We start from the raw sequence: 16,060 nt of genomic DNA, 5'->3' as shown, positions 1-16,060 counted from the left end.
CGCCACAGGCGGTTTTTCGAGGGGTCAGGGTATGAATGATAAGGCGTCGTCTCTCAAGGGTTCCGAAGATCCGATCCTGCAATGGGTCACCTTCAAACTCGATAACGAAACCTACGGCATCAACGTAATGCGCGTGCAGGAAGTGCTGCGCTATACCGAGATCGCTCCGGTTCCGGGTGCGCCAAGCTACGTGCTGGGTATCATCAACCTGCGTGGCAACGTGGTCACGGTGATCGATACCCGCCAGCGTTTTGGCCTGAACTCCACCGAGGTCAACGACAACACTCGTATCGTCATCATCGAGGCCGACAAGCAGGTGGTCGGTATCCTGGTCGACAGCGTTGCTGAAGTGGTTTACTTGCGTCAGTCGGAAATCGAAACCGCGCCTAACGTCGGTAACGAAGAATCGGCCAAGTTCATCCAGGGCGTCTGCAACAAGAACAACGAGTTGCTGATCCTGGTCGAGCTGGAAAAAATGATGAGCGAAGAAGAGTGGTCGGAACTGGAGAGTATCTGATTGATTCTTGAGGTAGCAGTCATTGTCCTGTTCCTTTTCTGGGCAGGCACGCTGGCGATGTTCCTGGCGTATATACGAGCCCAGCGGCAGATCGCCGCTCAGCAGGCCCAAGGCGATGCGCTGCGTGATCAGCGCATCAAGGACCTGGCCAAGCGTGTCGACGATTACCAGAACGGTACCGTGCGCATGGGTGAAGCCATCCATGAGCTGCGTGCCGTGGTCGGCCCGTTGCCGGACAAACTGGCCCAGTTGGAACAGCGAGACCCCTCGAGCCTGTCCTTCGCCCAGGCCGCACGGCTGGTGGGCATGGGCGCCAGTATCGACGAGCTGACCCAGGCCTGCGGCTTGACCCAGGCCGAGGCGGAGTTGATGAGCAAGTTGCATAGGGGCTGATGATCGCTTCCAGTCAAGGATCAAACGCCCTGGAACCTGTGGGAGCAAAGCTTGCTCGCGATAGCGGTAGGACAGTCAATGGCATTCTCGACTGGCGGTGCCCAATCGCGAGCAAGCTTTGCTCCCACAGGCTTCTTCGCTGTAGCCATGTGGCCTGGAATCAGTAATCATCCCCGCGCTCCGTCACATCCTTCTCCACACTCGGTGCATGCGGGTCGAACCCTTTGGGAAACTTGCCCTTGAGTTTCCAGGCAAACGCGATGATCTCGGCGATGGTGAGGTACAACTCCTGCGGAATACTCTCCCCCAGTTCCAGCCGGGCCAGGAGCTTCACCAGTTCGGCATTCTCATAGATCGGCACTTCGCTTTCCCGGGCGATCCGCAGGATTTCCTCGGCCAGGGCTTCATCGCCCTTGGCGGTCAGGGTCGGTGCGTGGTGGCCGTCGTATTTGAGGGCGATGGCCTGGCGCGGTTCGGTGTGGGTTGTCATGCGGTTTCGTCCACCCAGCGTTGTTCGAGTCGGGTCTTGGGGCCTTTGGGCGGGATGCCGACATGGCAATCCAGATCTGCAACGTTCACGCCGCAGGTCACCAGACGCTCGCGCAGTGCCGCGAGGTTGCGTCCGATCAGGTCTGCGGTGTAGGGCCGTTCCGCCCATAACTGGCTCGACAGGCTGCCGCTGAGCAATTGCGCCTGGACCTGCAGCGGCCCCAGCGGCTCCAGATCGAATGCCAGCTCGACCCGCCAGAGCTGCTGCTTGGCCTCGCGATCTTCTCGCCGTTCGTTGGGTTGTTCCCGCGGCGGGGTTTCCTCCCGTTGAAACTTGACCTGCAACGGCACGATGTCTTGCAGGTTGCGCATCGGGATCTCCAGTTGCCAGGTGCTCATCAACCGCCCGTCGTCGGTCAGTCCCGTCTGCTCCAGGCTCGACAGTTGGTGACTCTGCAGGCGCGACACGGCAGCCGCGGCGAGGCGCAGCAGGTGTTCCAGGTCACCTTCGTCGTCCTGGCCCTTCAGCAGGCGCGAAGGCAGGGGGAAGCTGGTGGGTTGCGGCTTCGCGCTGACCTGGCCGAGGGTGCCCAGGGCGTTGCGCACGAAGCTGGGCAGGGCCTGGGCCAAAGTGTTGGCGGCAATGACTGCGCCGAGATTGGTGGAAGCGGGCAGGGTCGTGGTCAGTTGGGCGATCAACTTCAGCAGGTCACCCTTGAGGTCCGCAGCCAGGCTCGGAGGTTGTCCGGCCAGCAGTTTACTTTCCAGGAATACACCGCTGGCGGCCAAAGCCTGGGCCAGGCCCTTGGGCGTGCTCAATTGCTGCACATCCGGCAGGTTGGCGAGCAGGCGCGTCACCGCGGCACGCAGCTCGACGCCGGTCCCATCCGTGGCGGGCAGCTCCTGCAGGGCGCTGATCAGGCTGTCCAGCGAACCCTGGCGACTAACCTGGGTCAGCAGTTGCTGGCTCACGGCCAGTTGTTCCTGGCGGTTGCTCAGCGCAATGAACTTCAAGGCCTGGGCGTCCTGCACCTGGGCACTCAACAGCATGCCGATACGCAGCGGCTGGGGGCTGTCGATATCCAGGGTGCTGCCGGCCTGAGCGGTGTTGAGCAGGCTCACCAGCGACCGATACACCGCCGGTTGTCCAGGCAACTGGGGCAACGCCTGGCTGGTAATCACCTTGCCTTGCAGCAAGGTGCCGACCGGCAACTGCGTGGTGTCGATCCGGGTCAGGGTCGCAACGCTGGAGGCAACGGCCTGTTGTACGGTAATCGCCAGATTGCTGGCGGATGGCTGGGTCACCGCCAGGCTGGTGCCTTGTGGCAACGGCTGGGCGCTGGTGGCCTGTACGGTGGTCTGGCGGCCGCTATCCAGGGTGACCTTGAGCAATAGCTGGAAAGTCTGGTCCGCCTGCTTGAGCGACAACACCTCCGCACTGGCCGTCTGGCCGGCAGCGATCAGGCCCTCGACGGGCGTCAGCAATTTGAGCAGCTCGCCACCGACCGCCGGCGTACGCGTTGTTACCGTGGGCTGGGGCAGCGGCTGGATGTTCATGTCGCCTGTCATCTGCGGTCTTACCCTGGAACTAATTGAGAACGCCCTCTGGGGGCATGGCATGTATAATGCCGCCCGTCTTTCAGGGAGCGGCGAAAACCTTGCAATTGTTTGACGCAGCTCTGTGGAACAGGCCATCAATGCATCTATGCTGCATCTCTTTAACGGCCGCTGCACCGCCGACTTAAACCGTATAAGGCCCGCGATCCCTTGACCAGTCCTCTCTTGCAAACTGTCGGCCTCGCTTGTGAGCGTGACTTGCGGCTGCTTTTCGAACATCTCGAATTGAGACTCTCGCCTGGCGATATGGTGCAAGTCAGTGGTCCCAATGGCAGTGGCAAGACCAGCCTGCTGCGTCTGCTGGCCGGGTTGATGCAGCCGACCGCCGGCCAGGTGCTGCTCAACGGCCAGCCCTTGCAGGACCAGCGCAGTGAACTGGCCCGCAACCTCCTCTGGATTGGCCACGCCGCCGGGATCAAGGATCTGCTGACCCCCGAAGAAAACCTCAGCTGGCTCTGTGCGCTGCATCGACCCGCCGACCGTGAGACGATCTGGCAGGCGTTGGCCATGGTGGGATTGCGCGGCTTCGAAGACGTGCCGTGCCATACCTTGTCCGCCGGTCAGCAACGTCGCGTGGCCCTGGCCCGGTTGTACCTGGACAGCCCGCCGCTATGGGTTCTCGACGAACCGTTCACCGCCTTGGACAAGCAGGGCGTGGCGCAGCTTGAGGAACACCTGGCCCGGCATTGCGAGGGCGGTGGTATGGTGCTCCTGACCACCCACCACACACTGGCCCGGATGCCGTCCGGTTATCGCAGTATTGATCTGGGGAACTGGGCCGTATGAGTGTGTTTGGCCTGTTGCTTGCCCGCGAAGCGCGCCTGTTGTTCCGCCGCCCGGCTGAACTGGCCAACCCGTTGGTGTTCTTCGCGATCGTCATTGCGCTGTTCCCGTTGGCCGTCGGACCGGAGACTCAATTGTTGCAAACCTTGTCGCCAGGACTGGTCTGGGTGGCGGCGCTTTTGTCGGTCCTGCTCTCGCTGGACGGGCTTTTCCGCAGTGATTTCGAAGACGGTTCCCTGGAACAGTGGGTCCTTTCGTCGCACCCCCTGGCCCTTCTGGTTTTGGCCAAGGTACTGGCACACTGGGTTTTTTCCGGCCTGGCGCTGGTATTGCTCTCGCCGCTGCTGGCGATGATGCTGGGGTTGCCCGCCGCGTGCATGCCGGTGCTGCTGGTCTCGCTGCTGCTGGGCACACCGGTGTTGAGTTTGCTCGGTGCGGTGGGGGCAGCCCTGACTGTGGGCTTGAAGCGCGGCGGCCTGTTGCTGGCGTTGCTGATCCTGCCGCTGTATATCCCGGTGTTGATCCTCGGTAGTGGCGCCTTGCAGGCCGCCTTGCAGGGCATGCCGGCGATCGGTTATCTGCTCTGGCTGGGGAGCCTGACCGCCCTGGCGATAACCTTGACACCCTTTGCAATAGCCGCTGGCCTGAAGATCAGCGTCGGCGAATAATAATGAGGCCTGGTCAAAAAACGACCACTTCCTGTGAAGTTAAGGCAGACCCGGCGGCGCGTGACTGCGTGCCGTAACCGTGATGGAAACAGCAATGAACTGGACCTGGTTTCATAAGCTCGGCTCACCCAAGTGGTTCTACGGCATCAGCGGCAAATTGCTGCCCTGGCTGAGCATCGCCGCACTGTTGCTGATTGGCATCGGCGTGGTCTGGGGCCTGGCGTTCGCGCCGCCGGATTATCAACAGGGCAACAGCTTTCGCATCATCTACATCCATGTGCCGACGGCGATGCTTGCCCAGTCCATCTACGTGATGCTGGCAGTGTGTGGCGTTGTCGGGCTGGTGTGGAAGATGAAGCTGGCCGACGTGGCCTTGCAATGCGCCGCGCCTGTCGGCGCCTGGATGACCGCCGTGGCGCTGGTCACCGGCGCCATCTGGGGCAAGCCGACCTGGGGCTCGTGGTGGGTCTGGGATGCCCGACTGACGTCGATGCTGATCCTGCTGTTCCTGTACTTCGGTCTTATTGCGCTGGGCAACGCCATCAGTAATCGTGAGAGCGCCGCCAAGGCCTGCGCGGTACTGGCGATTGTCGGCGTGATCAACATCCCGATCATCAAATACTCGGTCGAGTGGTGGAACACCCTGCATCAGGGCGCGACGTTCACCCTCACGGAAAAACCGGCGATGCCCGTGGAAATGTGGCTGCCGCTGCTGCTGACCGCCCTGGGTTTCTACTGTTTCTTCGGCGCGGTGCTGTTGTTGCGCATGCGCCTGGAAGTGCTCAAGCGCGAAGCCCGGGCCAGTTGGGTGAAAGCCGAAGTACAGAACAGCCTGGAGGCCGCTCGATGAGTTTCGCTTCATTCGGCGATTTCCTCGCCATGGGCCATCATGGCCTGTATGTCTGGTCGGCCTATGGCATCTGCCTGGCGGTGCTGGTCCTCAACGTGGCGGTGCCGATCCTGGCCCGCAAGCGGTATTTGCAACAAGAGGCGCGTCGTCTGCGCCGGGAGAATGGTCAGTGAATCCGCTGCGCAAAAAACGTCTTGTCATCATTCTGGCGATCCTGGTGGGTGTCGGTGCTGCGGTCGGCCTGGCCTTGAGCGCCCTGCAGCAAAACATCAATCTGTTCTACACCCCGACCCAGATCGCCAATGGCGAAGCGCCCAAGGACACCCGCATCCGGGCCGGCGGCATGGTGGAGAAGGGCTCGCTGGTGCGTTCCGGGGATTCGCTGGACGTGAAATTCAACGTCACCGACTTCAACAAGACCGTGACCATTACTTATCGCGGCATCCTCCCGGACCTGTTCCGTGAAGGACAGGGCATCGTTGCCCTGGGCAAGCTCAACGCCGATGGCGTGGTGGTGGCCGACGAAGTGCTGGCCAAGCACGACGAAAAATACATGCCGCCGGAAGTGACCAAGGCTCTGAAAGACAGTGGTCAGTCGGCGCCCGCTCCCGTGAAGGAGGGCTGATCGATGAACACTGGCATCTTTATTCCCGAGTTGGGCCACCTGGCGATGATCCTGGCGCTGTGCCTGGCGCTGGTGCAAGCCGTGGTGCCGCTGCTCGGTGCGTGGCGCGGCGATCGCCTGTGGATGAGCCTGGCCCAGCCGGCGGCATGGGGCCAGTTCGCCTTCATGGTGTTCGCCTTCGGTTGCCTGACCTACGCCTTCATGACTGATGATTTTTCCGTGGCCTATGTCGCGAGCAACTCCAACAGCGCCTTGCCCTGGTACTACAAGTTCAGTGCGGTGTGGGGCGCCCATGAAGGTTCGCTGCTGCTCTGGGCCCTGATTCTCGCCGGCTGGACTTTCGCCGTCTCGGTGTTCTCCCGGCAACTGCCCCAGGTGATGCTGGCCCGGGTGCTGGCGGTAATGGGCATGATCAGCACCGGTTTTCTGCTGTTCCTGATCGTCACGTCCAACCCGTTCGAACGGATCCTGCCGCAGATGCCGATGGATGGCCGCGACCTCAATCCGCTGTTGCAGGATATCGGCCTGATCGTTCACCCGCCGATGCTCTATATGGGCTACGTCGGCTTTTCCGTGGCGTTCGCCTTTGCCATCGCTGCGTTGCTGGGCGGTCGCCTCGATGCTGCCTGGGCCCGCTGGTCGCGTCCATGGACCATCGTCGCCTGGGCCTTCCTCGGCATTGGCATCACCCTCGGTTCGTGGTGGGCCTACTACGAACTGGGCTGGGGCGGCTGGTGGTTCTGGGATCCGGTGGAAAACGCCTCGTTCATGCCTTGGCTGGTGGGCACGGCACTGATTCACTCACTGGCGGTCACGGAAAAGCGTGGCGTGTTCAAGAGCTGGACCGTGTTACTGGCCATCGCCGCATTCTCCCTGAGCCTGTTGGGGACCTTCCTGGTGCGTTCCGGCGTGCTGACGTCGGTGCATGCCTTCGCCTCGGACCCCGAGCGCGGGGTGTTCATCCTGATGTTCCTGCTGTTCGTGGTCGGCGGCTCGCTGACGTTGTTCGCCCTGCGGGCGCCAGTGGTCAAGAGCCAGGTTGGCTTCAACCTCTGGTCCAGGGAGACGCTGCTGCTGGGCAACAACCTGGTGCTGGTGGTGGCCGCGTCGATGATCCTGCTGGGAACGTTGTACCCGCTGGTGCTCGATGCGCTCTCCGGGGCCAAGCTGTCGGTCGGGCCGCCGTACTTCAACGCCCTGTTCATTCCGCTGATGGCGATCCTGATGGTGGTGATGGCAGTCGGTGTACTGGTGCGCTGGAAAGACACGCCGGTCAAATGGCTGCTGGGCATGCTCACGCCGGTGCTGCTGGGCACCGCCGCCCTGGCGGTGGTGGCCGGGATCGCTTATGGCGATTTCAACTGGGCCGTGCTGGCGACCTTCGTGCTGGCAGCCTGGGTATTGCTGGCCGGAGTTCGGGACATCTTCGACAAGACCCGTCACAAAGGCCTGGTCAAGGGCCTGCCGACTCTGACCCGCAGCTACTGGGGCATGCAGGTCGCCCACCTGGGCATCGCCGTCTGCGCCCTGGGCGTGGTGCTGTCCAGCCAGAACAGCGCCGAGCGCGACCTGCGCCTGGCGCCGGGAGAGTCCATGGACCTGGCCGGTTACCAGTTTGTTTTCGAGGGCGCCAAACATTTCGAAGGCCCGAACTTCACGTCCGATAAGGGCACGGTGCGGGTCACTCGTGACGGCCAGGAAGTGGCGGTGCTGCATCCCGAGAAGCGCCTGTACACCGTACAGAAATCGGTAATGACCGAGGCCGGAATCGACGCCGGGTTTACTCGCGATCTCTATGTGGCATTGGGCGAATCCCTGGGCGATGGCGCCTGGGCGGTGCGGGTGCACGTCAAGCCGTTCGTACGCTGGATCTGGTTCGGTGGTCTGCTGACCGGACTGGGCGGGGCGCTGGCGGCGCTGGATCGGCGTTATCGAGTCAAGGTGAAAACCCGGGTGCGTGAAGCCCTGGGTGTGACGGGAGCCACTGCATGAAACGTTGGTTGATGGTACTGCCGCTGGCGCTGTTCCTGGTGGTGGCGGTCTTTCTGTACCGGGGGCTTTTTCTGGACCCGTCCGAGTTACCCTCGGCGATGATCGGCAAGCCGTTCCCGGAGTTCAGCCTGCCGTCAGTGCAGGGCGACAAGACGCTGACCCGCGCCGATCTGCTGGGTAAGCCGGCACTGGTCAACGTATGGGGCACCTGGTGCATTTCCTGTCGGGTCGAGCATCCGGTGCTGAATAAGCTGGCCGAGAAAGGTGTGGTGATCTACGGCGTCAATTACAAGGACGTCAACGTTGATGCCTTGAAATGGCTCGCCGAGTTCCACAACCCGTATCAACTGGACATTCGTGATGAAGAGGGCTCCCTGGGCCTGAACCTGGGGGTCTACGGGGCTCCGGAGACCTTCTTCATCGACGCCAAGGGCGTCATCCGTGACAAGTTCGTCGGTGTGATCGACGAGCAGGTGTGGCGCGAAAAACTCGCCGCCAAGTACCAGGCTCTGGTGGACGAGGCCAAACCATGAAGCGCTGGTTAGCCGCCGTCGTCCTGGGGTTGAGTCTCGCGGGCGTGGCCCATGCCGCCATCGACACCTATGAATTCGCCAACGAAGGCGAACGCGAGCGGTTTCGCGAGCTGACCAAGGAACTGCGCTGCCCCAAGTGCCAGAACCAGGACATTGCCGACTCCAACGCCCCGATTGCCGCCGACCTGCGCAAGGAAATCTTCCGCATGCTCGGCGAGGGCAAGGACAACCAGCAGATCATCGACTTCATGGTGGACCGCTACGGTGAGTTCGTGCGTTACAACCCGGCCCTGTCCTCCAAGACCGCGCTGCTCTGGTTCGGCCCCGCCGGGTTGTTGCTCGGCGGTTTCGTCGTCATCGCGCTGATCGTGCGCCGCCGCCGGGTGCAGCGAACCGCCGCTCCGGACACGCTTTCCGTCGAAGAGCGCCAGCGCCTCGACCAACTGTTGGATAACACCAAGCATGATTGATTTCTGGCTCGCCGCAGGTCTGCTTCTCCTGATTGCCCTGAGTTTTCTGTTGATCCCCGTGCTGCGCGTCCGTCGCGCCCAGCGGGAGGAGGACCGTACCGCGCTCAATGTGGCGCTGTATCAGGAGCGCGTCGCCGAGTTGCAGGCCGAGCAGGCGGAGGGCGTGCTCAACGCCGCGCAACTGGATACGGGACGCGCCGAAGCCGCCCGGGAACTGCTCGCCGATACCGAGGGCGCCGAGACGCCGCGCGAATCGCGCATGGGCAAACCGTTGCCGTTTCTTGCCGCCGTGCTGGTGCCGGTGCTGGGCCTGGGCCTGTACTTGCATTTCGGCGCGAGCGACAAGGTCGAACTGACCCGCGAATTCGCCCAGGCGCCGCAGTCGATGGAAGAAATGACCCGGCGCCTGGAAAGGGCGGTGGCGGCACAGCCGAATTCCGCCGAGGGCTTGTATTTCCTGGGGCGTACCTACATGGCACAGGATCGGCCAGCGGATGCGGCGAAGATCTTCGAGCGTACCGTGGCGGTGGCGGGGCGGCAGCCCGAGCTGCTGGGGCAGTGGGCCCAGGCGCAGTATTTTGCCGATGGCAAGAAGTGGTCGGACAAGGTCCAGGCCTTGACCGACGAGGCCCTGAAGCTTGATCCCAAGGAAGTCACCAGCCTGGGCCTGTTGGGTATCGCTGCCTTTGAAGGCGAGCGTTATCAGGACGCGATTGATTACTGGGGGCGTCTGCTGGCGCAACTGCCGGAGGGCGACAAATCCCGCGAGGCGCTGCAAGGCGGCATTGCCCGCGCCACCGAGAAGCTGCAAGCCAGCGGCGGCAAGGTAACTCAGGCTCCGGCGGCCAAGACTGGCGCGCTGCTCAAGGTACGTGTCGACCTGGCGCCTGCGCTCAAGGCCAAGGTGCAGCCGGGTGACAGTGTATTCATCTTTGCCCGCGCGGTTTCCGGCCCGCCTGCGCCGCTGGCGGCCAAGCGCCTGACTGTCGCCGACCTGCCTGTCAGCGTCGAGCTCGGGGACGCGGACGCGATGATGCCGCAACTGAAACTGTCGAACTTCCCTGAAGTCCAACTGGTGGCGCGTATTTCCCGAGCCGGGCAGCCGACTTCCGGTGAGTGGATCGGCCGCAGCCAACCGCTGGCGAGCAGTACCACGGCGCCGCAACAACTGACCATCGACAGTCCGGACCAATGACAGGAACCTGCACCATGACCGCCATCGCCCGTATCACTCTGCTGACGCTCGTCCTGGGCTTGAGCGCATGTGCGGTTCATCGTCCGCCGGAGCCCTCGACACCGCTGCCACCCATTCCGCCTTCGGGGCCGACCACCAAACCGGTGCCGTCCACCGCACCAGGCAAACCGGTCACTCCGAACAAACCGGCCAAGCCGCTGCCGCGCACGTCTGCCAGTTTCGCCCCGCCGCCTGGGGGCAACAGTCACTGGGATGCCAAGCTTGGGGTCTATGTACTGGATAACCAGCCCAATACCTTCTACCGTCAGCGCACCTACTACCGTTGGAACAACGGCTGGAGCCGTTCCGTCAGTCCGAACGGGCCTTGGGAAGACACTACTATCGAAGGCGTACCGGGGGGATTGGGGCGCCAGTTCCACTGAAAAGTGCTTGCTCCTCTGACCTGCAGGAGCTGCCGAAGGCTGCGATCTTCTCGCTGGAGACTCAATTGTCTGGGCACAGATCGCAGCCTCGCTTCGCTCGGCAGTTCCTACATCGCTCCTGCAAGGTTCGACCTGTCATCCCCATCGTCGTAGAATGCGCGCCTTTGTGAGCTATCGGAGCACCTGACCATGACGACCACCCCGACCGGCGACTACCTGGAAACCCTCTACGAAGGCTACGGCCAACGTTTCCGGATGGACAAGCTGCTGCACGAAGTGCGTACCGAGCACCAGCATCTGGTGATCTTCGAGAACCCGCGCATGGGGCGAGTGATGGCGCTCGATGGCGTGATCCAGACCACCGAAGCCGATGAATTCATCTACCACGAGATGCTCACCCACGTGCCTCTCCTCGCTCACGGCAAGGCCAAGCGTGTGCTGATCATCGGTGGCGGTGATGGTGGCATGTTGCGCGAGGTGACCAAGCACCTGAGCGTCGAGCACATCACCATGGTGGAAATCGATGGCACAGTGGTAGACATGTGCAAGGAGTTCCTGCCCAACCATTCCAAGGGGGCCTACGACGACCCGCGACTGAACCTGGTGATCGACGACGGCATGCGTTTCGTCTCCACCACCCAGGAGAAGTTCGACGTCATCATTTCCGACTCCACCGACCCGATCGGCCCGGGTGAAGTGCTGTTCTCGGAAAACTTCTACCAGGCTTGCCACCGCTGCCTGAACGACGGTGGCATCCTGGTGACTCAGAACGGCACGCCATTCATGCAACTGGGCGAAGTGCAGACCACCGCCGGCCGACTACGAGGCCTGTTTGCCGACTGGCATTTCTACCAGGCTGCCGTGCCGACCTACATCGGCGGCGCCATGACCTTCGCCTGGGGCTCGACCGATAGCGCATACCGCAAACTCTCCCGTGAAACCCTGCACGAGCGGTTCATCGGCAGTGGCATCGTCACCCGCTACTACAACCCTGAGATTCATCTCGGTGCGTTTGCCATGCCGCAGTACGTGTTGCAGGCGATCAACAAGCCGAGTAACGACTGATTTGGCTGAGGGGGCTTTTTGTGGCGAGGGGATTTATCCCCGCTGGGCTGCTAAGCAGCCCCACTAGTTGCAACTTGGTGTGTCAGGCTGATTGGGTTTCTGGGATGGGGCTGCTGCGCAGCCCAGCCGGGATAAATCCCCTCGCCACAATAGGGGCGGCCTGATATTGAGGTTGGTTCAGGCATTTTGTGTTTCCAGATATTCATTGAACAAAATTTTCACAAAATCTTGCGGACAATCTCCCGCGCTTTTATTGCCGCCGGTTATTTAATGGCAATGCCGTAGCCGTTCGTGCAACATCTGCGCTCTTGCGCAAACCCCGGGCCAGGCTTTGGTCAGCGGAGGGTGTGCCTTGGTACTTTGTCACTTTCAACTCCAATAGGGTCCTCAAACGACATGGCAATTCCGGACGCCCTGAGTCAGCAGCGAAGCACGCATCGCCTGTTGCAACCAACCGTCAAATCGCACCTGGCCTACACATTGCTCTGCGCCCTGGTGATGATGGTGATGTTCAGCCTGCTGCGCGTGGCGCTGCTGGTCTATAACCGCCAGATGATCCTCGATACCCCGGCCTCGACTTTCGTTGAAGCCTTCGCCAACGGCCTGCGTTTTGACCTGCGCCTGGTGGTCTACCTCAGCGTTCCGCTGCTGTTGGCGCTGTTCAGTGTCCGCGCCATGGCGGCCCGCGGCTTCTTTCGTTTCTGGCTGACCGTCACCTCCAGCATTGCGTTGTTCCTGGGCTTGATGGAATTGGACTTCTACCGTGAGTTCCACCAACGCCTCAACGGTCTGGTGTTCCAGTATGTGAAGGAAGACCCGAAAACCGTGATGAGCATGCTCTGGTACGGTTTCCCGGTGGTGCGCTACCTGCTGGCCTGGGCCGGTGGCACCATTATCCTGAGCCTGGCGTTCAAGGGCGCAGACCGAGCAACCCGTCCGCGTGGCCCCTTCAGCGGTGGTAGCATCAGTACCCGTCAGATCGCGCCGTGGTACGGCCGAGTAGTGGTGTTCGTCGTCTGCCTGATGATGGCCGTGGTTGCGGCCCGTGGCACCCTGCGTCAGGGGCCGCCGCTGCGTTGGGGTGACGTCTATACCACCGATTCGAACTTCGCCAATCAGTTGGGCCTCAACGGCACGCTGTCGCTGGTGACGGCGGCCAAGAGCCGGATGTCCGAAGACCGTGACAACATCTGGAAAGCCACCCTCGAGCAGCCATTGGCGCAGCAAACCGTGCGCGACATGCTGGTGTTGCCCGACGACAAGCTGGTGGATACCGCCACTGCTGCCGTGCGCCGCGACTACACGCCGCCGGCCGACAAGACGCTGCCGATCAAGAACGTGGTCGTGATCCTCATGGAAAGCATGGCCGGTCACTCGGTAGGCGCCCTGGGCGCACCCGGCAACATCACGCCTTACCTGGACAAACTGTCCAAGGAGGGCCTGCTGTTCGACCGCTTCTTCTCCAATGGCACCCATACCCACCAGGGCATGTTCGCCACCATGGCGTGCTTTCCGAACCTGCCCGGTTTCGAATACCTCATGCAGACGCCGGAAGGCAGCCACAAGCTGTCGGGCCTGCCACAGTTGCTCAGTGCCCGTGATTACGACGACGTGTATGTCTACAACGGCGATTTCGCCTGGGACAACCAGTCGGGTTTCTTCAGCAACCAGGGCATGACCAACTTCATCGGGCGAAACGACTTCGTCAACCCGGTGTTTTCCGATCCGACCTGGGGCGTGTCCGACCAGGACATGTTCGACCGTGGCCTGATCGAGCTCAAGGCGCGGGAAAACGGCAAGCCGTTCTATGCGTTGCTGCAAACCCTGTCCAACCACACGCCTTATGCTCTGCCGACCCCGCTGCCTGTGGAGCGGGTCACCGACCGTGGCAGCCTCAACGAACACCTGACCGCCATGCGTTACTCGGACTGGGCGTTGGGCCAGTTCTTCGAGAAGGCACGCAAGGAGCCTTACTTCAAGGAGACGCTGTTCGTCGTAGTCGGCGACCATGGTTTCGGTAACGAGCGCCAGATCACCGAGATGGACCTGGGGCGATTCAACGTACCGATGCTGTTGATCGGTCCGGGTATCCAGGAAAAATTCGGCCAGCGTAACCACACGGTGGGTACCCAGGTCGACATCGTTCCCACCATCATGGGGCGGATCGGCGGACAGGTGCGCAACCAGTGCTGGGGCCGTGACCTGTTGAACCTGCCGCAAGGCGATGCCGGCTTTGGTGTGATCAAGCCGTCGGGGAGCGAACAGACTACAGCGATCATTCGTGACGACAGGATCCTGGTACTGCCGAAAGACAAGGAGATGGCACCGAAGATGTACCGCTATGAGTTGGGTTCCAACCCGCATGCGGAAATTATCCCGCAAGCGCAGGACACTGCGCAGATGAAGCTGCAACTTGAATCGTTCCTGCAAACCGCTACCAAGAGCCTGCTGGATAACACCGCCGGCGTAGTAGATGGCAAGCCGGACTGATTAACGACGACGCATAAAAAAGAGGCCTTTTAAAAAGGCCTCTTTTTTTGGCTATTGATTTATATCTTGCCCAGTAACAGCAGTATCAACAGCACTACTAACACTACGCCGATGATGCCGGATGGGCCATAACCCCAACTTCTGGAGTGTGGGAAGACCGGCAGGCCGCCGATCAGCAGGAGGATCAGAATAATGATGAGTATTGTGCCCATTGTTGATTTCCTTATTGGTCAGTTTTGGAGTGATAGAACTTTCAACTGCCAGCACGCTGCATTAAATCGGGGCGGCTTATTAAATCCGACCGTAACGTCCTGTAAAAAATTCAAAGTTTTTTAGGCACTGTACGAAAAGTCTTGAGACGAAGGTCAGGTAAGGCGAAAACAGCCGTGCAAGCGCGGTGTATTGGAGTACGTGAGCATTCCGAGGCTGTTTTCAACGCAGCATGAACGAGTATCAAGGCTTTTCGTACAGAGCCTGGTGCCTGCCAGGCAGCCAGAAAACCTGTGGCGAGGGAGTGTGCTCCCGCTGGGCGGCGAAGCGGCCCCAGTATCGTCCGACTGCTGCGCAACCGAGCGGGGGCAAGCTTCCTCGCCATGGCCTCCACAACCCATTACGGTTTGCCCCCGCCATTCAGCAATCTGATGGAGCGTGGGTCCCGCTGGCGCCTTCGCTACACTCGGCCCATCTCTCCCGGAACAACAAGGCTGTTTCCTATGCAAAATCGCATGATGATCACCGGTGCCGGCTCGGGCCTGGGCCGCGAAATCGCACTGCGCTGGGCCCGCGAAGGCTGGCGCCTGGCCTTGTCGGATGTCAGTGAGCCAGGCCTTCAGGAAACCCTCAGGCTGGTGCGTGATGCCGGCGGCGACGGCTTTGTCCAGCGCTGCGATGTGCGTGATTACAGTCAACTGACGGCGTTCGCTCAGGCCTGCGAAGAGAAGCTCGGCGGCATTGACATCATCGTCAACAACGCCGGCGTAGCCTCGGGCGGGTTCTTCAGTGAGTTGTCCCTGGAAGATTGGGACTGGCAGATCGCGATCAACCTGATGGGTGTGGTCAAGGGGTGCAAGGCCTTCCTGCCGTTGCTGGAAAAGAGCCGCGGCAAGATCATTAACATCGCGTCCATGGCGGCACTGATGCAGGGGCCGGCCATGAGTAACTACAACGTGGCCAAGGCTGGAGTGGTGGCGTTGTCGGAAAGCCTGCTGGTCGAACTGGCGCAGCAGGAAGTCGGCGTGCATGTGGTCTGTCCGTCGTTCTTCCAGACCAACCTGCTGGACTCCTTCCGTGGTCCGACCCCGGCCATGAAGGCCCAGGTAGGCAAGTTGCTGGAAAGCTCGCCCATCACCGCCGCCGATATCGCTGATTACATCTTCCAGCGGGTGGCCCAGGGTGAGTTCATGATCCTGCCTCACGAACAGGGCCGCATGGCCTGGGCGATGAAGCAGAAGAACCCGCAGTTACTGTATGACGAAATGACCACCATGGCCGACAAGATGCGCGCCAAGGCCCGACAGAACCCGACTTGACCTTGATATGCAGTGTCCTCAGGATGACGCCATCCGGCCTTCCTGATGGACAACTGCATGCTCAACTATCTGTGGTTCTTTCTCGCTGCGCTGTTCGAAATCGCTGGCTGCTTCGCGTTCTGGATGTGGTTGCGCCAGGGCAAGAGCGCCTGGTGGATCGCACCGGCGGTGCTCAGCCTGACGGTATTCGCCCTGTTGCTGACCCGCGCTGAAGCGACCTATGCCGGTCGTGCCTACGCCGCCTATGGCGGCATCTACATCATCGCCTCCATAGCCTGGCTGGCGATGGTGGAGCGGGTACGACCGCTGGGTTCCGACTGGATCGGCGTGGCGCTTTGCATGCTGGGCGCCAGTGTGATTTTGTTCGGCCCTCGTTTCTCGGGGCCTTGAAAACTGCGCGGTCCGAGCCGTTCTTGCAGGAA

19 protein-coding genes are annotated in these 16,060 nt (G+C 61.4%); 16 read left to right on the top strand and 3 right to left on the bottom strand.

From position 1 onward, the window contains the following. The first annotated feature begins 31 nt into the window (after positions 1-31). Together AD665_RS21760 and AD665_RS21755 are read left to right on the top strand one after the other, a co-directional pair. Positions 32-517 carry a chemotaxis protein CheW gene (locus tag AD665_RS21760; RefSeq protein WP_024778681.1) on the top strand — a complete coding sequence of 162 codons (486 nt, stop codon included), beginning with the start codon at positions 32-34 and terminating at the stop codon, positions 515-517. After that, positions 518-910, top strand: coding sequence for a DUF2802 domain-containing protein (locus AD665_RS21755; RefSeq protein ID WP_024778682.1), 393 nt, complete (start codon positions 518-520; stop codon positions 908-910). Positions 911-1,070: 160 nt separating this feature from the next. On the opposite strand, the gene AD665_RS21750 is transcribed toward AD665_RS21755, so the two are convergent. Further along, positions 1,071-1,400, bottom strand: coding sequence for an EscU/YscU/HrcU family type III secretion system export apparatus switch protein (locus AD665_RS21750; RefSeq protein WP_024778683.1), 330 nt, complete (start codon positions 1,398-1,400; stop codon positions 1,071-1,073). Beyond that, on the bottom strand, positions 1,397-2,968 hold the full coding sequence (fliK, locus tag AD665_RS21745) for a flagellar hook-length control protein FliK (protein ID WP_024778684.1): 1,572 nt from the start codon (positions 2,966-2,968) through the stop codon (positions 1,397-1,399). Before fliK ends, AD665_RS21750 begins: the two co-directional genes overlap by 4 nt. A 198-nt stretch (positions 2,969-3,166) precedes the next feature. On the opposite strand from fliK, the gene ccmA reads away from it, so the two are divergent. The 12 genes from ccmA to AD665_RS21685 all read left to right on the top strand — a co-directional run bounded on the left by ccmA (position 3,167) and on the right by AD665_RS21685 (position 14,109). After that, positions 3,167-3,802, top strand: a complete 636-nt coding sequence (gene ccmA / locus AD665_RS21740) for a cytochrome c biogenesis heme-transporting ATPase CcmA (protein ID WP_024778685.1) — start codon at positions 3,167-3,169, stop codon at positions 3,800-3,802. Continuing rightward, positions 3,799-4,467 carry a heme exporter protein CcmB gene (ccmB, locus tag AD665_RS21735; protein WP_024778686.1) on the top strand — a complete coding sequence of 223 codons (669 nt, stop codon included), beginning with the start codon at positions 3,799-3,801 and terminating at the stop codon, positions 4,465-4,467. Before ccmA ends, ccmB begins: the two co-directional genes overlap by 4 nt. Positions 4,468-4,561: 94 nt before the next feature. Continuing rightward, positions 4,562-5,317 (top strand): heme ABC transporter permease, encoded by a 756-nt coding sequence (locus AD665_RS21730; RefSeq protein WP_024778687.1) that lies wholly within the window; start codon positions 4,562-4,564, stop codon positions 5,315-5,317. Next, positions 5,314-5,490 (top strand): heme exporter protein CcmD, encoded by a 177-nt coding sequence (gene ccmD, locus AD665_RS21725; protein WP_024778688.1) that lies wholly within the window; start codon positions 5,314-5,316, stop codon positions 5,488-5,490. Before AD665_RS21730 ends, ccmD begins: the two co-directional genes overlap by 4 nt. Next, positions 5,487-5,942, top strand: a complete 456-nt coding sequence (gene ccmE / locus AD665_RS21720; RefSeq protein WP_024778689.1) for a cytochrome c maturation protein CcmE — start codon at positions 5,487-5,489, stop codon at positions 5,940-5,942. The genes ccmD and ccmE overlap by 4 nt, the downstream gene beginning before the upstream one ends. A 3-nt stretch (positions 5,943-5,945) precedes the next feature. Further along, positions 5,946-7,934, top strand: a complete 1,989-nt coding sequence (locus tag AD665_RS21715; protein WP_024778690.1) for a heme lyase CcmF/NrfE family subunit — start codon at positions 5,946-5,948, stop codon at positions 7,932-7,934. Beyond that, a complete protein-coding gene (locus tag AD665_RS21710) occupies positions 7,931-8,467 on the top strand; it encodes a DsbE family thiol:disulfide interchange protein (protein ID WP_024778691.1) in 537 nt (178 codons plus the stop codon). Before AD665_RS21715 ends, AD665_RS21710 begins: the two co-directional genes overlap by 4 nt. Continuing rightward, positions 8,464-8,937 carry a cytochrome c-type biogenesis protein gene (locus AD665_RS21705; RefSeq protein ID WP_024778692.1) on the top strand — a complete coding sequence of 158 codons (474 nt, stop codon included), beginning with the start codon at positions 8,464-8,466 and terminating at the stop codon, positions 8,935-8,937. Before AD665_RS21710 ends, AD665_RS21705 begins: the two co-directional genes overlap by 4 nt. Next, complete coding sequence (ccmI, locus tag AD665_RS21700) at positions 8,930-10,132, top strand: c-type cytochrome biogenesis protein CcmI (RefSeq protein ID WP_024778693.1); 1,203 nt, start codon at positions 8,930-8,932, stop codon at positions 10,130-10,132. The genes AD665_RS21705 and ccmI overlap by 8 nt, the downstream gene beginning before the upstream one ends. 14 nt (positions 10,133-10,146) lie before the next feature. Continuing rightward, positions 10,147-10,554 (top strand): hypothetical protein, encoded by a 408-nt coding sequence (locus AD665_RS21695; RefSeq protein ID WP_024778694.1) that lies wholly within the window; start codon positions 10,147-10,149, stop codon positions 10,552-10,554. A gap of 189 nt (positions 10,555-10,743) precedes the next feature. Further along, the gene (speE, locus tag AD665_RS21690; RefSeq protein WP_024778695.1) at positions 10,744-11,619 is read left to right on the top strand and encodes a polyamine aminopropyltransferase; all 876 of its coding nucleotides are present in this window, start codon (positions 10,744-10,746) and stop codon (positions 11,617-11,619) included. Between the two features lie 396 nt (positions 11,620-12,015). Beyond that, positions 12,016-14,109, top strand: coding sequence for an LTA synthase family protein (locus AD665_RS21685; protein ID WP_024778696.1), 2,094 nt, complete (start codon positions 12,016-12,018; stop codon positions 14,107-14,109). Between the two features lie 59 nt (positions 14,110-14,168). Here the strand turns inward: AD665_RS21685 and AD665_RS27120 are convergent, their stop codons facing one another. Beyond that, complete coding sequence (locus AD665_RS27120; protein ID WP_018606531.1) at positions 14,169-14,321, bottom strand: DUF3309 family protein; 153 nt, start codon at positions 14,319-14,321, stop codon at positions 14,169-14,171. Positions 14,322-14,822: 501 nt separating this feature from the next. On the opposite strand from AD665_RS27120, the gene AD665_RS21680 reads away from it, so the two are divergent. Beyond that, on the top strand, positions 14,823-15,638 hold the full coding sequence (locus AD665_RS21680) for an SDR family oxidoreductase (protein WP_024778697.1): 816 nt from the start codon (positions 14,823-14,825) through the stop codon (positions 15,636-15,638). Between the two features lie 57 nt (positions 15,639-15,695). Further along, positions 15,696-16,028, top strand: a complete 333-nt coding sequence (locus AD665_RS21675) for a YnfA family protein (RefSeq protein ID WP_024778698.1) — start codon at positions 15,696-15,698, stop codon at positions 16,026-16,028. Positions 16,029-16,060: the final 32 nt, after the last annotated feature.

Origin of the sequence: Pseudomonas corrugata (genome assembly GCF_001269905.1) — a bacterium.
In the GTDB taxonomy this organism is placed as follows: domain Bacteria; phylum Pseudomonadota; class Gammaproteobacteria; order Pseudomonadales; family Pseudomonadaceae; genus Aquipseudomonas; species Aquipseudomonas corrugata.
The sequence above is the reverse complement of the archived record's forward strand: the minus strand, read 5'-3'. Positions and strand labels throughout refer to the sequence as shown.